The sequence below is a fragment of the Pseudoalteromonas sp. T1lg21 genome (assembly GCF_002964625.1).
Taxonomy (GTDB): Bacteria; Pseudomonadota; Gammaproteobacteria; order Enterobacterales; family Alteromonadaceae; genus Pseudoalteromonas; species Pseudoalteromonas gelatinilytica.
In genome coordinates this window covers 312,394-330,879 of record NZ_PQBX01000056.1, presented here as the reverse complement: position 1 = coordinate 330,879, position 18,486 = coordinate 312,394, and the positions used below count along the sequence as shown (strand labels likewise).

General features: G+C 40.2%; 19 protein-coding genes. 10 read left to right on the top strand and 9 right to left on the bottom strand.

Translation table 11 applies throughout. The features are described 5' to 3' along the window. Positions 1 to 87 precede the first annotated feature (87 nt). A complete protein-coding gene (locus C2M25_RS11790; RefSeq protein WP_054560730.1) occupies positions 88 to 1,089 on the top strand; it encodes a family 43 glycosylhydrolase in 1,002 nt (333 codons plus the stop codon). 67 nt (positions 1,090 to 1,156) lie between these two features. Here C2M25_RS11790 and C2M25_RS11785 read toward each other — a convergent pair whose 3' ends face one another. Further along, complete coding sequence (locus C2M25_RS11785; protein ID WP_234003579.1) at positions 1,157 to 1,969, bottom strand: DUF2306 domain-containing protein; 813 nt, start codon at positions 1,967 to 1,969, stop codon at positions 1,157 to 1,159. 224 nt (positions 1,970 to 2,193) lie between these two features. On the opposite strand from C2M25_RS11785, the gene C2M25_RS11780 reads away from it, so the two are divergent. Further along, the gene (locus C2M25_RS11780) at positions 2,194 to 3,297 is read left to right on the top strand and encodes a helix-turn-helix transcriptional regulator (RefSeq protein ID WP_234003578.1); all 1,104 of its coding nucleotides are present in this window, start codon (positions 2,194 to 2,196) and stop codon (positions 3,295 to 3,297) included. Positions 3,298 to 3,332: 35 nt separating this feature from the next. Here the strand turns inward: C2M25_RS11780 and C2M25_RS11775 are convergent, their stop codons facing one another. Both C2M25_RS11775 and C2M25_RS11770 read right to left on the bottom strand, forming a co-directional pair. After that, positions 3,333 to 5,060 (bottom strand): response regulator, encoded by a 1,728-nt coding sequence (locus C2M25_RS11775; RefSeq protein WP_105181187.1) that lies wholly within the window; start codon positions 5,058 to 5,060, stop codon positions 3,333 to 3,335. A gap of 1 nt (position 5,061) precedes the next feature. Next, positions 5,062 to 5,601: a heme NO-binding domain-containing protein gene (locus C2M25_RS11770; RefSeq protein ID WP_105181186.1), complete on the bottom strand. Its 540-nt coding sequence runs from the start codon at positions 5,599 to 5,601 to the stop codon at positions 5,062 to 5,064. Positions 5,602 to 5,793: 192 nt separating this feature from the next. Here C2M25_RS11770 and C2M25_RS11765 point away from each other — a divergent pair, with 192 nt between their 5' ends. Both C2M25_RS11765 and C2M25_RS11760 read left to right on the top strand, forming a co-directional pair. Beyond that, positions 5,794 to 7,398, top strand: coding sequence for a sensor domain-containing diguanylate cyclase (locus C2M25_RS11765; RefSeq protein WP_158679715.1), 1,605 nt, complete (start codon positions 5,794 to 5,796; stop codon positions 7,396 to 7,398). A 116-nt stretch (positions 7,399 to 7,514) separates the two neighbouring features. Beyond that, positions 7,515 to 9,101 carry an RICIN domain-containing protein gene (locus C2M25_RS11760; protein ID WP_105181184.1) on the top strand — a complete coding sequence of 529 codons (1,587 nt, stop codon included), beginning with the start codon at positions 7,515 to 7,517 and terminating at the stop codon, positions 9,099 to 9,101. A gap of 57 nt (positions 9,102 to 9,158) precedes the next feature. On the opposite strand, the gene C2M25_RS11755 is transcribed toward C2M25_RS11760, so the two are convergent. Then, positions 9,159 to 10,307, bottom strand: a complete 1,149-nt coding sequence (locus tag C2M25_RS11755) for a hypothetical protein (RefSeq protein WP_105181183.1) — start codon at positions 10,305 to 10,307, stop codon at positions 9,159 to 9,161. A 159-nt stretch (positions 10,308 to 10,466) separates the two neighbouring features. Further along, entirely contained in the window at positions 10,467 to 11,237 is a 771-nt protein-coding gene (locus C2M25_RS11750) for an AraC family transcriptional regulator (RefSeq protein WP_105181182.1), read from the bottom strand. A gap of 156 nt (positions 11,238 to 11,393) precedes the next feature. On the opposite strand from C2M25_RS11750, the gene C2M25_RS11745 reads away from it, so the two are divergent. Continuing rightward, the gene (locus C2M25_RS11745; protein WP_054560719.1) at positions 11,394 to 11,642 is read left to right on the top strand and encodes a hypothetical protein; all 249 of its coding nucleotides are present in this window, start codon (positions 11,394 to 11,396) and stop codon (positions 11,640 to 11,642) included. A 44-nt stretch (positions 11,643 to 11,686) separates the two neighbouring features. On the opposite strand, the gene C2M25_RS11740 is transcribed toward C2M25_RS11745, so the two are convergent. Then, entirely contained in the window at positions 11,687 to 12,337 is a 651-nt protein-coding gene (locus C2M25_RS11740; RefSeq protein WP_105181181.1) for a tellurite resistance TerB family protein, read from the bottom strand. A gap of 182 nt (positions 12,338 to 12,519) precedes the next feature. On the opposite strand from C2M25_RS11740, the gene C2M25_RS11735 reads away from it, so the two are divergent. From C2M25_RS11735 to corA, 5 genes are all read left to right on the top strand, one after another. After that, a complete protein-coding gene (locus C2M25_RS11735; RefSeq protein WP_105174731.1) occupies positions 12,520 to 12,903 on the top strand; it encodes a hypothetical protein in 384 nt (127 codons plus the stop codon). Positions 12,904 to 13,070: 167 nt separating this feature from the next. Beyond that, positions 13,071 to 13,283 (top strand): helix-turn-helix domain-containing protein, encoded by a 213-nt coding sequence (locus tag C2M25_RS11730; protein WP_054560716.1) that lies wholly within the window; start codon positions 13,071 to 13,073, stop codon positions 13,281 to 13,283. Between the two features lie 31 nt (positions 13,284 to 13,314). Next, entirely contained in the window at positions 13,315 to 13,929 is a 615-nt protein-coding gene (locus tag C2M25_RS11725; protein ID WP_105174730.1) for a hypothetical protein, read from the top strand. A 28-nt stretch (positions 13,930 to 13,957) separates the two neighbouring features. Continuing rightward, the gene (locus tag C2M25_RS11720; RefSeq protein WP_105181180.1) at positions 13,958 to 15,187 is read left to right on the top strand and encodes a serine hydrolase domain-containing protein; all 1,230 of its coding nucleotides are present in this window, start codon (positions 13,958 to 13,960) and stop codon (positions 15,185 to 15,187) included. A gap of 121 nt (positions 15,188 to 15,308) precedes the next feature. Continuing rightward, positions 15,309 to 16,265 (top strand): magnesium/cobalt transporter CorA, encoded by a 957-nt coding sequence (gene corA / locus C2M25_RS11715; RefSeq protein WP_055021294.1) that lies wholly within the window; start codon positions 15,309 to 15,311, stop codon positions 16,263 to 16,265. A 60-nt stretch (positions 16,266 to 16,325) separates the two neighbouring features. Here corA and dps read toward each other — a convergent pair whose 3' ends face one another. From dps to C2M25_RS11700, 3 genes are all read right to left on the bottom strand, one after another. Further along, positions 16,326 to 16,844, bottom strand: coding sequence for a DNA starvation/stationary phase protection protein Dps (gene dps / locus C2M25_RS11710; RefSeq protein WP_063700453.1), 519 nt, complete (start codon positions 16,842 to 16,844; stop codon positions 16,326 to 16,328). Between the two features lie 227 nt (positions 16,845 to 17,071). Then, positions 17,072 to 17,491, bottom strand: coding sequence for a CBS domain-containing protein (locus C2M25_RS11705; protein WP_054551886.1), 420 nt, complete (start codon positions 17,489 to 17,491; stop codon positions 17,072 to 17,074). A 79-nt stretch (positions 17,492 to 17,570) separates the two neighbouring features. Then, positions 17,571 to 18,476, bottom strand: coding sequence for a substrate-binding domain-containing protein (locus tag C2M25_RS11700; RefSeq protein ID WP_234003577.1), 906 nt, complete (start codon positions 18,474 to 18,476; stop codon positions 17,571 to 17,573). Positions 18,477 to 18,486 lie beyond the last annotated feature (10 nt).

Sequence of the window (18,486 nt, the reverse complement as noted above, 5' to 3'; positions counted from 1 at the left end):
CTGTCTGTTAAAAATAATGTTATATTTGTGTTCTTACTCAAAAGTAATAAAATAATACAAATTAAAATTTAACGATCAGGTTTCAAGATGACATTACAAACAAATAGTCCGTTAGTAGAGCAGCGTGCCGATCCGTTTGTGCATAAGCACAGCGATGGTTTTTATTATTTTACAGGTTCTGTACCAACTTATGATCGCATTGAACTTCGTAAGTCTGCGACATTAGAGGGCTTAAAAGACGCTGAAACCTTTGATATTTGGTTTAAACATGACAGCGGCCCAATGAGCCGTCATATCTGGGCACCTGAAATTCATTACCTCGATGGCAAATGGTATATCTACTTTGCTGCCAGTGAAGAAGATGATATTTGGGCATTACGCCCGTATGTGCTTGAGTGTAAAGGTCAAGATCCGCTAAATGATGAGTGGGTTGAACTTGGCATGATGCAAGCGGCTGAGGGCGATGAAAAGTCGTTCACTGATTTTTCTTTAGATGCCACCATTTTTGAAAACAACGGTAAGCGTTACTTTTGCTGGGCAGAGAAAACCGGCGGTCAATTTGCTGCATCAAACCTGTATTTAGCGGAGATGGAATCTCCAATTAAGTTAAAAACAGCACAGTTTATGCTGACGACACCAGATTACGATTGGGAACGTGTCGACTTTTGGGTAAACGAAGGCCCGGCAGTACTTAAAAATAACGGTAAAATCTTCATTGCTTTCTCTGCAAGCGCAACAGGTGCATGTTACTGTATGGGCTATATGGAAGCCGATGAAAACAGCGATTTACTTGATCGTAATTCGTGGACTAAAACACGTATGCCTGTGCTTGAAACAAGTGTTGAAAAGAAAATTTTCGGCCCAGGTCATAACTGTTTTACAGTAGCTGAAGATGGTGAAACACCACTGTGTATTTACCATGCTCGTGACTATGAGCACGCAGTTGGTGAACCAAGTGTGGTGCCAAAAACAGACACCCGTCCACTTGAAGAGATTGTAAAAGATCCGCTTTACGATCCAAACCGCCACGCTCGAGTTATGGAAGTGAAGTACGACGAAAATGGTCGTCCACTATTTGAACTGTATTAATTTTATAGTGACGTAAATTAAGTTCATAAAGCCACCAATTTAGGTGGCTTTATTGTATGAGAGTCAGTTAGCCAACAATCGCAGGGTACCAGTTTGCCAAAGTCACCCCAAATAAGCCGATTAAGAACACGATTGATATTAGCGTCATTAAACAGGCTGTGCCGATAGTGATAAACGTAATATTTGTACGAGCTGCATAGTGAACAAGCTCGGCTATTAAAAGTGGTACTAAGTAAGAGCAAAGGCTAACAGCAAGTACGGCAGGACCTGTGAATGTGGCGGTATCGACGCCTAAGGTGCCAAATACTAAAAACCATGCAAATATCAGTAATCTAAAAAACAACACACCATTAGCAGCAAGATATAACCGTATAGCCCACCTTTGATGAGCGTTGAAGTTACGAACCCGTGCTGTTTTCACTGCAAATATACTTGATACGATAACAACTAAACCGCCAAACATTGTCAGCGCATGCATCCAGGTATTACCAACGGTGCCCCTTACTATCATTAAATACATGCCAGCAAATGAAATACAGCAAGCTAAAACAACAAATACACGGCCATTGTAGCGATGGAATGCTCTGTAGTTTGCCCTCAGTTTTTCAATGAGTTGTAAGCTTCCGGCAAGGATCATCACTACCGCAAATAATACATGCACTGCATACATGAAATTCCCTGTGGCATCATTAGCAACATAGGCGGTGCTATTAAGTCGGTTCCAACCTGATAGACCTGTAGTTAACCCTGTCATTCCATAACCAAGAATGAGGTAAATCACAAAGCAAGTTTGCGCCATTAGCAGGCTAATAAACCAAAGCTTTTTACTGTATTCGAGCGCTTTTAAAGGTGTGAGTTTGCTATCTTTGTTAAACATCATCAATTCCATTACATTTTTCTAATACCGCTAATATAAAGGGCTAGAGCAAGATTTCTTCTCAAATTCGAAATTTGATCAATGAAATATTGTGTTTACTTTTGAGAACTCACACAGGGTTTGACACATTCACTAACAAACTCTTTTTGCTATGTTGATTTTGAAAAAGTAAACTCATCTGATTGGTAAATAATTCATCAAACTCCCAATTTAAGGTATGTAGAGTTATGCAAAATACTTCCCCTTATTACTTACTCGTTTTTGTTTGTATGGGGCTCATGCTGCTAAATGGTATGAAAAAAGAGAAGCAGCTTATTCATTATCTGTTTGCTGTATTTTGCGGTTCGCTTTGCATGGTTGGGGTGCAAAAAATCAGTGCACCAAGTATTGGTGTTTACAGTTATTTAATCGGCTTATTTACCTGCGCAACCTGTAATATGTCTTGGCTTATATCACGCACTTTGTTTCGTAAGCATAAGCCTATTGCTTCGGTACATATTGCCGTGGCAGTTGCTATTGCGGGTTTAATTATGTTTAACCAAACTTGGCATTATTTGGTGAGTATTGATGTGCAAGTTTTCCCTGAGAGCCAATACATGTGGCGTTTAAAGCAAGGTATGGCCGAAATAACGGTGTTGCTATCTTCAAGTATTCTGGTGTTGTCTTTTTGGGAAGCGTTACGGGGCTATAAAGAGAAATCACAAACGCAAAAGTTACAGGCAAGTATTTTTGCTAGTTGCTACTTTTTAGCGGTATTTAATGCCAGCATACTGCCTAAGTTTTTATTCAGTGAAAGCGAGTTTCAACAATTTGAGCCGCTTATAATTACCTCATCTGCATTGTTGATTGTATTTGCAATGCAGCTAGTAATGTTTTTGCAAAACCGTGCCCACAGTAGCGTGCCTGAAGCTGTTGATAGTAAAGTGGTGAACTCTGAAAAGGTAATAAAAGCTACCCATCAGGCTGAACAATCCGAAAATAAAGAGGTAGAGCCTGAGCTTATTACTGATATAGAAGCACTGATCAATAAGCAGGTTTATTTGCAAACTAATTTGAAAATTTCTGATTTTGCCCAAGCATTAGCAGTACCTGAGTATAAGATCAGCCGGGCTATTCGTTATCATTTTAAAGCCGCAAATTTTAATTTATTTATTAATCAGTACCGAATACAGCATGCGCAAGGGCTGTTACTAAAAGACGAAGCAACTCATTGGAGTATACTCAGTATTGCAATGGAAAGTGGTTTTTCTTCGCTTGCTACCTTCAACCGTGTGTTTAAAAGTATCGTTGGGGTTAACCCAAATGAGTTTCGTAAGCAAAACACTCATTAGTAGAGCAAAAAATCATAGAGCTTACTGACTAGAAGTTACAGCTGCTTTTGCGTTAAATGCTCTGCAATGACCTCAAACATGGTTTGTACTTCTATTGGCTTGGCTATGTAACCTTGCATTCCTGATTCTTTCGCTTTAGTTAGGTCGGCTTCCATGGTGTTGGCGGTCATGGCGATGATTGGAATATGGGCAAACTTTGACTGCTGTTTAATTTTATTCGCTGCGGTATAACCATCCATTCTTGGCATTTGGCAGTCCATCAAAATACAATCGAATGTGCCTTTTTCTACAGCTTCAATCGCTGCAATGCCGTCTTCTGCAATATCAACAACAAAGCCATTTGAGCGTAGTATTTGCGATGCAACTTGTTGGTTAAGTGGGTTGTCTTCAACAAGGAGTATTTTTGAGCCTGCGAGCTTTTTAAAGCATGTGTTGTCGACACTGTTATCTTTTTTCGTGGCAATACCCATCACATGCTCGAGGGTTTTTAGTAAGTTTCCTTTAATAATCGGCTTTAATAATATTTCTTCAACGGTTTTATACAGTGTACTCAGCGTGTCTTTAACTTCTTGGTTTTCAAAAGATGCGAGAATAATGGTTTTTTTAATGTCGATAGAAAGTTGCTTTTTGAGGTTCTCTAGAATGTTATTTTGTTCGCAGTTTAATACGTGCCAGTCTAAAAAAATAAAGTCGTAGTTGTGACTAATATCACCGTTAGAAAGCTTTTCATCCATGCAATCAATCGTCTGTACATTGATGTCTAATGCATTGAGCATGGTGTTTAAAATAGCTTCAGGTTGGCCGCTTTGCTCAATAATAAGAGCGCGTTTATGTTTGAAAATATCTGTGTCGTGGCTGCTTTGCATAACCGATTGCGAAAATAACACATCAAAACTGAAGCAACTCCCTTTGTTTAATTGGCTTTTAACCTCAATATGACCACCCATAAGCTCGATAATTTTTTTACTAATTACAAGGCCAAGACCTGTGCCACCAAATTTACGGGTTGTTGAAACATCGGCTTGTGAAAAAGGCTTAAACACACTATTAACTTGCTCTTGAGACATGCCAATACCTTGGTCAATGACCTGAAAATTAATACAAATACTGGTATCGGTTTGTGATTTTATTGTCATTTTTAGCGTGACATTTTGCTGGTTTGAAAACTTAATGGCATTGCTCAGTAAATTTAATAAAACTTGATTGAGCCTAAGAGCGTCACCGATTAAAAATTCGGGTATGTCATCGTCAATTTCAAAAATGACTTCGATGTTATTTTTCTCAATTAAGCTACTGGCTAAATTAGCTAGGTTAGCGAGAAAGTCGTTCAAGTTAAAATCACTGTTTTCAAGTTCGAGCTTGTTGGCTTCTATTTTAGAAAAATCGAGAATGTCATTAATAATCCCAAGCAGTGATTTGGCCGAAAGCTGAATTTTTTCAACGTAATCATATTGTTTATCGGTTAATTCAGTATCAAGGGCGAGGTGTGCCATGCCTAAAATTGCATTCATAGGGGTGCGGATTTCATGGCTCATATTGGCTAAAAACATTGATTTAGCTTGATTGGCTGCATCGGCCAACTCTTTTGCTTTATTTAAATCTTGTGTGCGAAGAATAACTTCTTTTTCTAGATTTTCGGCCGCATGTTTTAGCGTCATATTGGCTTCATATAACTCTAAGGACTTCTGTTCTAACAAGGCTTCGGCTTGTTTTCTAGCCTGGCGCTCTCGTTCTATTCTACGTTTGTAGAGTTCTTCATCCACACTAATCTTCTTTTGTTAGAGTAAAGGTTGCCGACATATGATCAGCGCTTATATCCTTTTTAATCGTAATTTTTTCATTAAATTTTTCACACGCACCTTCAATTAATCCACCTGCTAAACAGGCGAAAGGGTTTCCAGAGCGATAGAACATTTGCATTTTGCGCTCACTAATACGCTTTGTTTCAAAGCTTGGTAACTCAGCATCGCTGTAAAGCTTTTTAACTTCTACATGAACATGGCGGTCGATGGTATCTAAAAAGTCAAACGTAGTTGAAACACTGGTGAAAAAGTGAGGAAAAAGGATAAAAAAACGATTTAATAAATACTTACCAAAGTGCGTGGCTAATTGTTCTGCAGGCGTATTGACGTGCTTACTTAACGAAGTAATAAGCATGATCATTTCAGCGTTGTCGTAATTACCAACACTGGTATAGGCCCCATTTGAAGCAAGTGAGTTTTCTTCAATGATTTTGTCTGCCACTTCATAAGAAAATTCATTTTCGACCATGTCTAAAAACTCGGTAAAGACGATACCTTTCATACAGTAGCCCTTCATAACTTCATACTAAAAGTTTAGATATAAACAGGGATTTTACAATTTATCAGTCACCAACATTAGTAGAGGTTCTGCCTTTATGAGACTGATTTATTAAAGCTTGGCAAGCAAACTGAGTAAACGCGGTTATACTTTTTAATACTAATGTGCTTTTTATTCTGCTTGGTTTGGTATTTTATGGTGATTGGTGCGAGGCTCAAAAAACGCTTATTACTTGCTTTCACCGCGGCGTGCTTTGCTATTTTGTTGGCGCAAACAATTATTCGGCATTTTTGGATTTTGCCTACGTTTGAAGCGATGACAAACCAAAATGATCGGATTGATATTCAGCGCGTGGAGTCACAACTTCAGCAAGAGATTGATGCGCTGTCAAAAATGGTCTTTGACAGCGCTGCTTGGGATACCATGTATGAAGCTGCACAGCAACGTGATTCCCAGTGGTTTAATAGTGACTATGTTATTGCAGACGCATTACAACGATTAGACGTAAATGGTTGGTATTTATATGATACACAGGCAAATATTATCGGCGGTGGTAGTTTTAATAATGATTATAAGTCTTACTCACCAACGATTTTAGAAACCCCAAATTTGTTGATAGAAAACAACCTAATAATCTTATCTGGCGATATAGATAATAGCCAATCTGAGTTAACTCATAAAGTCCGGTTTATTACCATAGATAACACGCCTGCCGTCACCGTCGCTTACAATGTAACGAAGTCCGATGGCACTGGTGAATTTGTGGCGACATTATTGCTTTGGAGCTTTATTGATGAAGACTTTGTCGAAAATCTAACACCAGGGTTAGCAAATGATATTAGCTTTTATGGCATTGATGAAGCACCTAAATATAGGGATCATCTAATTAGGGTGTTTGGTGAAAAAAGGAGTGCAGTCGAGACGACTCAACACAATCGACGGCTTTACTTAGGAGTCAATGATCAAGCAGGAGACTTACTATTTGTGCTATCTATCGCATCCCGTGAACGGACTTACGACCGAAGCTTGTTTGATAGCTCTTTAATTACCGGTTTATTGATCTCTGGTTCTGTATTTATTTTGTTTTATTTATATATAAATCAACAGGTTTTAAGGCCACTCAGAAAGCTCTACATATTGGTAAATTCAGCAATCAGAAATAACGACTTTAGCGCTCGGGATGAGTATTTTGGCAATAACGAATTGCATCAGCTCGGGCGAGGTATGAATGAGTTATTTACTTTGATAGAAAATCAACGCGCAGAAATTTTAGAGCGCCACCAGAAGTTAAAACATATCAGTAATACCGATTCAATGACGACGCTTGCCAATCGTCGTGCATTAGATAAATATTTTGCAATGCTTGCCAGCGATGTTGATTTAGCTTCACAGCCTATCTCAATGATTGTCGCCGATATCGATCATTTTAAACTCTACAATGACTACTATGGACATGATCAAGGTGACAAAGCGTTATGTGAAGTCGCCAATCTTCTTAAGGAAAATACCCAGCCAAGTAATCACTTTGTTGCCCGCTATGGCGGCGAAGAATTTGTAATTGTGCTCAGCAATACAGATAAGCAGGAGGCACTCAAAGTCGCCGAAACGCTACGAAACGCTGTTGTAACGGCACAGATTACCCACCAAGGTCGTGCAGACTTAAGCTATGTTACCTTATCGATAGGTGTTGCCAGTAAGGCTGCTAATGAGGCGTTTGATTCAGATAGCTTGTTTAAAATAGCAGATGACGCGCTTTATAAAGCGAAAAAGCAAGGTCGAAATTGCTGCGTTGCTGGGTAATTTTTAACATTTGTTTACATAAAATAAACATAGATGAGTGCTTTTGGGTACGGATAAATTAAACTATCTCTTTAATAATGTAATTTTATATTACAAATATAATAAAGGAGATAGTCTTGAAGATTTTAAACCAAACTAAACTGTTAGCATTATGCCTACTAGCAGTTGCGTGTTTTGCTCAGAGTGCTGTTCATGCACAACAGTGTAGTGCTATGCCTGAATCTGGCACTGTATATTCCATTATTAATAGAGGCTCTGGCCTTGCACTTGATGTAAATACCAGTGATTCTAGCTCAGCCCCGAATATTATTAGCTACGAATACTGGGGTGGAAATAACCAAAAGTTTCAGCTTATTCAAGAATCAGATGGCTATTGGATTATACGCTCTAAATTTAACAATAAAGTTCTTGATGTGTTGAACTCATCGCAATCAAATGGTGCAAATATAATTGCTTATGATGATTGGCAAGGGGCTAATCAACGTTGGTTGTTAAAAGCATCTTCATCGGGCGGCTTTAATATCGTCAATAAGTTAACCGGTAAATCTTTGACAGTTGCAGGCTCAAATAATACTGCAAATGTTTATCAAAATGATGATGCTGGGATCAGTTCACAAAGATGGTTTATTAATCCAGTAAATGGCGACTGTGGGACTACCGGAACCACTCCCAGTGACTTAATAGGCTTTGCATCTCAAGCAGGTCAAGATGGATTGAGCACAACGACCGGTGGTGGTAATAACACTGCCATCACAGTATATAGCTGTGATGATTTAAGTACTGCATTGAGTTCTGGCTCTGCTGCGGTTATTCAGGTCCCAGATAACACGGTGATTGATTGTCGAACCGCCAATAGAACGGTACCGGCTTGTCCACTTGATTGTGGTCAATGGGGAGATTACGGTAAAACGTGGTACAGAATTCCCGTTGGTAATCAAAGCTGTAGTGAGTTGGGAAGTAGCTCAAACTCAACCGTGAATGTTACCCGTAATGATAGACGTATCATTGTGCAATCAAATAAAACGCTGCAAGGGTTAGGTAAAAACTCGAAAATAATTGGTGCTAGCCTCGTTATTAGTAATCAGCGAAATATTATTATTAAGAACATTATGCTTGAAGATATTAATCCTGCGCTTGTTGAAGCAGGTGATGCTATTTCAATAGATGATAGTAGTCATGTATGGGTTGATCACATGGCATTTAATAAAATCAGTGATGGTTATATTGATGTAGACAATAGTCAAAACGTTACTTTAAGTTGGAATCGTTTTTATGGATATAACCCTCAAGTTTGCGCTAACCAGCATTGGTATACCCATTTATTTAGAAACTCTCAAATAACGGCGCATCACAATTTTTGGGATACAGCAGCAGGGCGAAATCCTAAAGTGGATGGCTATAATTCACGCGTGCATATGTTTAATAATTACTGGAAGAACATTACTTATTTTTCAATTAGTGCGGGGAATGGCGCCGAGGTTTTAGTGGAAAATAATTACTTTGAAAATTCAGCGAAACCTCACTGGAATCAAGGCTCTGGTTATTTTAGTGCCTCAGGAAATGTTTACACTGGAAGTTCTGCAACTGATCAATATCGTGATAGCGGAGCAACAGTATTCGGTGATATTCAACTTTACCCATATCGATTAGATGATCCAAGTTCTTTGGGCAGTAAAGTGAATGGTGGAACAGGTCCACAATAACTATCAATTGTGAGTTGGAAAAAGCTCAGCTATTGATTAATAGCTGAGCTTAACGCTTTAAATTGCAACCAAGCTCTGCTCAAGCATTGCTTTAATTTGCTTAACAATTTTAGCTTCTGTTTCTGGCTCAAACTGCTGGATACGTGGGGTGTGAATATGCCCTGTAGGGATGTCTGAATTAAGCTCATCACGTAGGCGAATACTACGATACGAAATTTCATTTGATAAGTAGCCGCCGCCACCGCCTTTTACTGCAATCGCACCTTCTAACTCTTTAAGTGATTTTGGCTCAAATGCTTTGTCAAGCGTGACGACTTTATGATTGTCGTTGATTGGGAATGGCCCTTTGGCTTTTTGCATCTGCTGAACTGGTAAGCTGAAAGTGACAAACTCATTGCCCGGAAGAGGGCGGTCGTTTAGGCTCGAAATTTTCGGTGCAGTGGCCGTGCCGCCATACACAATATTGGCGTTATCGGGTGCCGTTACACTGCGGCGTTTACCCGGAAAGCGTTCAAGATCAAAGTCTTTGCTGCCCATACTGATAGTGGCAATCATATCGACATTGTTAAGTGCATAATATGGCGCAAGTAATGATTCGATAATACCTTGGTCAAAGTCTTCGTAGCGTACTGGCACCATCACCGTATTGATCTCAGCGCTAATGCCATTGTAATTAATCACTTGGCCATCAAGTAATAATGCCGCAACACCTGATGGGTTACTTTGATTAATATTTCTATCTAATAAGAAGGGATCAAAACCTGTAATTAAAATGCGTTTGTCGGTTTTTTTACTGTAATCAAGGTCGGTGCGGCCACGGCTGCCATTTTCGAGCATTGTTAATAACTCGGTTTGTTCGCTGTCGGTCATTGCAAACTGGGGTTTGCTGGTACGAATAATCTTGCTTGAAAGTAAACGAGCCCAATACAGCTCTCGGTCGTCGAAGCTGTTGGTTTTAATTATACGTGCTTTGGCATCGCGCCATAATTGTTTAGCGTAATCATCAATAAGATCACTTGCTTGCTGATAATTAGCGGCAGCTTGCCACTGTTTTTCAAATTGGTTCACTTCATCAGAAAAAGCATTTAACACCTTTGGCATGGCTTTGCTGGCTTTTTCAATACGCAGTTCTTCAACGGTTAAATTGGCTGCAAATGCAGTAAATGACGAGGCGATTAAACCGGTGGCAAGTAAAACTTTTTTCATGATTATCCTATTTAGTTACAGCACGTTTAGTAGGCTTGGCTTAACTATCCTATGGATAAATGCCAAGCGCAAATAAAATCGCTCAGTATCAATTCTGTCTAGCACAGAAAATTAAACAGCCCAGTGGTACTTTAATTATTGGCTTCGTTATTTCGGGGACTAGCGCAAAATAAGCTTTGTTTGTTTAGTTTGAGAGTCTTTTAATAACTTGCGGTATTTTGCTGGGGTGATGTGCATTATCGCTTTGAATTCTTTAATTAAATGAGGCTGATCGGTAAAGCCACATTCAAGTGCAATGTCTGCAAAACTCATTTCAGGGTTATCTTTAATTGCTTGTTTAGCAAGTTTTACTCGGTAAATACGCTCAAAATACTTAGGGGTAACGCCGCATTGATCCTTAACTTGCCTTTCGAGCTGACGTTGACTGAGAGGGGCTAGTTGGTAAGCAGTTTCGAGTGGCGTTAACTCAATAAGATTGCGGATAAGGTGCTTTGAGTGTCTGTTACTGTGGTTAATGCTTTTATTATCAGTAAAGTGGCGGCTAATAAGCGCAACAAACACGGCTAAGCTGGCTTCATTTTGCAGACCTTCGGCAATTTCAGATAGGGACTGCTCTGCAAGGAGTGGGTGAGCGTTTCGCTTTAGTTCAGACAATACGGTTGGGTTGAAGCGAATACCACAAAACTGTGCATCGTGTGAAAATGTGATTTTAGATGCTTGAGTGGATGTTTCTTGCACTGCATAAGGGGCAGCAAGCGGCTTATCATCCAGTAAAATCTCGCCAGTAACAGGAAACACAAGGCCCGTTGCACCGTCGCAGGCAAGCCATTGTTCACCTTGAGAATGCGCTGTGGCATACCAAATAGCTTGTATGCTATCGGCAAGATTGCCCTTTGGGGTCATTAATTCGAGCGTTAAATGGTTACTCATTAAACTTTACTGTCTCTGTCGATAGCGAAAGTATCATCAATTGAATAGCGTTGTGTCAATTTTTAGTCCAAAAGTAAGCTACTTTAAGGGCTGTTATTCGCACCCTGTTTTTAATCCTGCTATGCTACGCCCATTAGCAATCACTGAGTATTTGAGATGATTAACGATAACGATGTAATTGAAACATTAGACGAGTTAGAAACATTTTTACGCCTAGTTGAAACTGGCGGTTTAGGGCTTGAGAATGTAACCGGTGTTGCCCTTGCAACCAATAATAGTGATGGCCGCCCATTTATTGCGGTACTTGATGATAAACATCAACTTTTACTTGGCCGTTACGTGACTAGTGAAGTGTATGAAAACGGTAAAGATATGGTGCGTTACGGCACTAAAAAACCGCATTAATCATTACTGGTTACGAGTTAAAGTGGGGCGAAGACGCCCCATTTTTATTGGTATTCGGCAAGCTCTCTGTGAATGCTCATTACCAGTTCACTAGGAATGCATAATTGATTAGCGAGCGTGTCTAAGTAGTGTTTAGAAATAGCTTGGTTTAAATCAATTGCGCTGGCACTAGCTGCATATACTTCAATACCCATTTGTGCGTTAGGCACAGCGGCAACTAACTCTGACAGTTGCATTGGCTTTCTTAGCTCATCGAACAGCATGGCCTTTTCTTGCACAGACAATTGCATTGTTTCTACTTGTGCGAAGATTTTTTGTCTTTCGGTTTCATCAATGTGGCCATCAGCATAGGCGGCTGCAATCATAGCGCGCATGAGTAATAATTGCCCATCACTATGGTTATCGTCGATGACATCATTAAATGACTGCTCGGGCAGCGTGGCGGGGGTAAAATCAAAACTACGAGAACTAGTTTGCTGAACTGGAGCCGCTTTTTGTTCTGAGTATTGTTTATAGGCTTTCCAAGCAAGGCCACCGACAGCAGCAAGCGCACCATATTTTACGGCTTTTTTACTGCTCTTTTTAGTTTTTCCGCCCATTAAGCTCGTTACTCCGCCGCCAGCAACGCCTCCTAAAAAACCACTCAGCGCACCTGATTTATTTAAATTACCCACTAACTTTTGTAAGTCTTTCATTGTTCTCTCCTTGCAGTTATGTGCCCAGACTAGGTGATTTAAAATGAAAAGGAAACGAGATTAATGTTACAAAACACATCAGCTAACAATTATCTGCTTTAGGTACTTATCTTTAGCTTGCTTAAAATACACCCAGTACTATAAGTTAGGGTTTCTGTTTAATTAATAATAAGGAAAAACTCATGGCAGATAATTACACACCACCTGAAGCAAGCCTTCAGATGGCATCTGAAAATAACTCAGGGCAGGGGAAGGTAGACGATTTACCCGAGGGCATTAAAGGCTTTAGTTGGGGCGCTTTCTTGCTAAGTTGGATTTGGGCAATTGGCAACAGCACTTGGATTGGCTTATTGGCCTTAGTGCCTTATGTTGGTTTTATTGTATCGGTGTATTTGGGCTTTAAAGGCCGAGAAATGGCATGGCAAAATAAACGTTGGGATAGCGTTGAGCATTTTCAACGAGTACAAAAACAATGGTCATTTTGGGGCGTATTGATCATTGGTGGCATATTTTTATTGGGTATTGTAGCGGCGATAGCTATCCCTGCTTACCAAGCCAATGTCTAACTTATAAATAGAGCGAAAAGCCAGTATTTACTGGCTTTTTTTATGCCTGAAATGGTCAAAATATGGGTTTAATTACTTACTGGGTTATTATGTTTTTCATTCTTTATTTTATGATAATCGTAAAATAAAGTTTGACAATCATAAATCCGCTGTGTACTTTTTAGACTATGAAAATACGAATCAATCTAGATATAGAATTGGCAAAGAACAAAATGCAGCTGAAAGAGCTATCTCAGCGCATTGATATTTCTATGACCAATTTATCATTGCTAAAAAACGGAAAAGTGAAAGCGATCCGCTTTAGTACCCTTGAAGCTATTTGTGAAGAGCTTAATTGCCAACCCGGCGATATTTTGGTGTACGAACGCGATAGCGAATAACTTTACAACGCAACAGGATTTTGGAGGGCATATGCTCAACCGTGACTATTTACTACCCGGCATAGCAGCAGGATTACTTGCTGTGATTTTTCCCATGTACTGGATCTCAGTTTTTGGCGAAACACTTGATGGCTTAGGAGAGGCGCTTAAGCTTGATTTACAAAGCTTAAACTTTTCAGACCTTGTGTTCGTGCTCATCGGTGCACTTGAAATTTACGTGTACCTGAGTTTACGCAAGGCACTAAAAGATATGTTCGATGTTGAAGGTGTACGCATACTGTTATGTGTGCTTGCGGTGCTGGTATTAGCTTTTCATGCCACTGTGTTATGCGATGTTTATCTTGCTGTTGCAGGTGATAAAGCATCGAATGATGTAATAGAAAGTATTTCAATTATTGCCATGGCGGTCTCTGCTGGGAGTTTAGGCTTGTATGCGTTAGTGGGTTTGATAACAGCCGCTTTATTACTGACAAAGCGCCATGGTATGTCATCGTTGCTAACGGTGTTTTCTATCCTAATGTTGCTGATGTGCATCTTACAGTTAACGGTGATTTTTGCTTATTTAAATGTGTTTTTATTCCCAGCAGCATTATTAATTTTAATGGTGTTCTTTATCAAAAAGCCTGAACAAATCGAAGTGATTTAACAACGCGTTGTAATACAAGGAATAGGGTATGAGCTGGTTTAAAACGATTTTGTTAACGCTATTTTTGTCATCTGTATGGGCTGCTACCTGCGTATATGGTGGTGTCAGTGGCTGGTTTTTAAAACCTATTGCCGAAACGGGCAACACTGAGCAGTTTATTGCAAACAGTCAGGCGCTGATTGCCAACAAACACGCAAACATCGCTTATGTTTTGATTGAAAATGGCCAAGTGTTTTTTCAAGATTACTCAAAAAGCAAAGATGAAATAACCGCCAATACTCTGTTCCCCGTGGCATCACTGAGTAAATTTATTACCGCCTATGGCGTGATGACTCTGGCTGAGCAACAACAAATTCGTTTAGAACGCGCGATTAATGAGCAACTGACGGGCTGGCAGTTACCTGAATCAGAGTTTGATAATCAAACTGTTAGCCTTGCTCATCTGTTATCTCATACTGCGGGGCTTGGTGATGGTTTAGGCTTTGCTGATATTGAGCTAAATGAAACCGTACCAAGCTTGCTTGAGTCACTAAACAAGCCGCTATCATCAACGGGTGTGCGTGAAATTAAAGTCACCAAGCCTGTGGGCGATTTTCAGTATTCTGGGGGCGGCTATTTGATGCTGGAGCTGCTGGTAGAAGAGAAAACGAATCAACGCTTTGCAACTTGGATGGCTGATAACGTCTTTAAGCCAGTTAATATGACTGATGCCAGTTACGATGTACTCACTGAGTTAGACAATATCGCACCTGCTTATGATAAAAGCGGGCAAGCTGCTTGGCATTTTCAATACGCATCGGCAGCGGCAACAGGCTTACTGGCAAGTAGCCATGACTTAATCGCTTTAGTGCAAGCATTAACATCACCTCAAACAGGGCAGTTAAGCCCGCAAATGATCAGTACCATGCGAGAGCCATTGGCTATTAGCTTAGGCGCACCAATTTGGGGGCTAGGTACCATGCTTTATGCGCCAACAGCATCGGGAGATTTTGTGTTTGGCCATGACGGCGCAAATGAACCTGCAATAAATAGCACGCTTCGTATTAACCCAGATAACAATGATGCAATTATCGTACTTAGTAGCGGCGGTGAACATATTGCATCAAAACTCGGGTATGAATGGACGCTTTGGCAAACCGGTTACCCCGACTTTTTAGCGTTTGATGTTGCCCTGCAAAGTGCTTTTATACCTTGCTTATTAGGCCTTGGCATCATCTTGATAGGTATGCTTGTGGTGCGCTTCAAAAAAGCGAAATAAGCAATTGATGTTAGGTTTAAATTATTTTTCTGCTTTACCCGGTAATTAGTAGCATTGTCATTGTTCATTAACGTGAACAGCTATAGTATTTGCTATACATTGATTATTCAGGGTAGGGCGCATGTTACGATTTTTTTCTATAGACCAAGGTGTGATCACAGAAACTGAGCCAGCTGCTGATACACCGCTTGTTACTTCTATTAAAAATGCCCACTGGATTGATACCATAAATCCGACCGAAGAAGAACGGCAAGCGCTGGCAAGCACGCTTAATATCACCTTACCCGGTGCTGATGATGTTGAAGAAATCGAGGCCTCTTCCCGTTGTTTTATCGACCATGAAGGCTTGCATGTGCATGCGCTTTTCATGTCACCAAATGAAGGGCGCTTTAATACGGTAACCGTGGCTTGTTTACTACAAGACAACTGCTTGCTGACAATCCGCGATGATGAACTAGCCGATTTTCGTCTTTTACGATTGCGTGCTCGGAAAGGGCAGGTAGCGTGTGATAATCCAAAGCAACTTTTGGTGACTTTATTTGACCAAAAAGTCGAAAACCACGCTGATATGCTTGAAGACATGCATCACCAGTTAGAAAAACTCAGTGCCTATGTACTTGAAGAGGATGACTCAGACTTAGAAGAAGCTGTTAGTCGAATTTCGCGCCTTGAAGATAATAACGGTAAAGTTCGTTTATGTTTGATGGATACGCGCCGGAATATCTCGTTTTTACTGCGCCATCTAGGAGCGCCGACAGAAGATCGCGAATCACTACGTGAAATTGTACTCGATATTGATACCCTTATGTCTCACTGTACATTTTTGTTTGATAAGGTGAATTTCTTAATGGACTCGACTCAGGGTTTTATTAACATCGAACAAAACCAAATTATAAAAACCTTCTCTATTGCCTCAGTGGTGTTTTTACCGCCGACCGTTGTCGCCAGTATCTATGGGATGAATTTTAACAGCATGCCTGAACTGCAATGGGCATGGGGTTACCCGTTTGCAATTGGCATTATGTTGCTGTCTGGCTTTGCACCTTACTTGTTCTTTAAACATAAAGGTTGGTTGTAACAAAGCATAAAAAAGCCCAGCAAATGCTGGGCAAGGGGTCTTCGGATAGACCTAGGGGGTTTAACCTTTCAATTCGCCGGTAGACGATTCGATATGTGCACGAACAAACCATTGGAATTGTTCTAAGTCAGCCAGTTGGCCGGTGATCATATCTTCAGAAACAGGGTCTAGCTCACCAAGCTTATCGATAGCTGCACGGTGGTCTTTATTAACACCATTATACACTTTATCAAGCGCTGTTAGGTGGTCAGTCACTAAGCCTTTACCAATTGAATAATCTTGCCAAGTACGGCGTTCTACAATTGATTGAGGTGTACCAACCGGTACGCCGCCCATGGTTGCGATACGCTCTGCAATCGTGTCAGTCATCTCTTGCACTGCGCTTACTTGTGGATCAAGCATTTCGTGTACACCAATAAAATTAGGGCCAACAACATTCCAATGAATGTGTTTTAAAGTGAGGTGTAAATCGATTAAAGCGACCATGCGCTGGTCTAGAATAGCAATCGTGTCCGCTGCAGCTTGGTCTTTAACACCAGGTGCTGTAAATTCTGCGACTTTTGATGATGAATTACTCATTACTCCTCCGAGATTATCTGTAAATTTCCTTTCGCTTTTAATCTAAAAAGCATGTGTAATTACATAGAAGCAAGCGTTGTGCCTGATAATCATAAAACTATAAAGTGTTGAATATAAATGGTTAATTTGATTTTTATCTTGGGCTGGAGTAGTTGTGGTTATGAGGGAGTATGAAAACTCTGCACACCTTCTGTAAAAAATTCAGTGTGCAGATACAAAGTTACGAGTTAAGAAAGTAATGCCGCCGCTAAACGAACAAAGTCTGATGAAGTTAGAATTCCCACTAGGTTGTTATCTTTATCAACCACCGGCATGCAGCCATGACGGTTTTCAACAAAAAACTTAGCAACTTCGTGTAGCGGTTGCTCTGGCGAGATACTGGTAAAATCGGTAGCCATAATATCAACTACTTTGGTTTGCTTTTCCTTGCGTTCAAGAGCGCTGGCGCTGTAATTAGCCATGATATTCATTACCTGAGCAATCATGATTTTTTGCGTTAACATGCCAACTAAACCACCGTGCTCATTGATCACTGGGATATGACGGACATTTTTCTCTTTCATTAGATTATGAGCATCATGCAGGGTATTTTGCGCGCTAATGGCGAATGGGTCTGGCGTCATCAAATCACTAACTAGGTGTGTCATGGCTACATCCTTACAATTAATCAAGTTGTGGTAAGTCTAGCGCTTATCGAGTTAATTGCACTTTAGTGAGATCAAAGTTTTAGTGATTAACCGTGCAAGTGCCAGCATTACTTTGCTGACAATAATGAAAGTCTAAATAATAGTGAGACTTAGCTGGGCGTTCACCTTTAGTGAGGTATTGATACATCAACTCGGCAGAAAGTCGGCCCATTTCAAAAGGGTTTTGACCAATATTGGCCGATGATAATCCTTGCTGTAATACTGCTAATTGCATTTGCTCAGTATCGGCAGAAACAATCACCACTTCTTGATTGGCAATACGTTGTTTATGTTTAGCAATCACGTTTGCATAGTTAGGGTTAAATTGAGCAAAACCGGCTACCGCTAGAAATAGTGGTGGATTTTCAAGGTTAAGCAGTTTGTCGAGTTGACCGAGTGACACCCCTCGCTTACCTAAGCTATATAAAGGGCAACGGTCAAATTCACTCCAGCCATTTTCACCGCTTAAACGTTTCTCTGTTTGCCCTGATAAGGCATAGCGAACGCCTTCAATACGCTTGTTTAAATTAGGCGTTGTTGAATGCCCTGATTGAATACACACTTGATTATTTGCCTTGTTGGTGAATTTTTTTAATTCGTTCCCCAAGGCCACACCATAATCAAAATTATTGGTACCCACATAAGCTAAACGGTACTGCTGATCTTCCTCAAGCAGATCAGAGTCAAAAGTGATCACTGGGATCTGGTTATCGTGTAACTTTTTTAATGCTCTTTCAACAAGGTAATTGGAATCTGTGGTTGCGATTAATAAACCACTAATATTATTTCTGCGAACAAGATCGGTGATCACTAATACTTGCGTGCGAATATCTTGAAAATCTTTGGGGCCGTCGTAAATACATTCAAAATCGAGATGCTGTTTTGCAAATTGCTCACAGCCTTTAAAAGCTTGCTGATAAAAGCTATCGTTTTTAGTTTTACCCACAACAGCCACC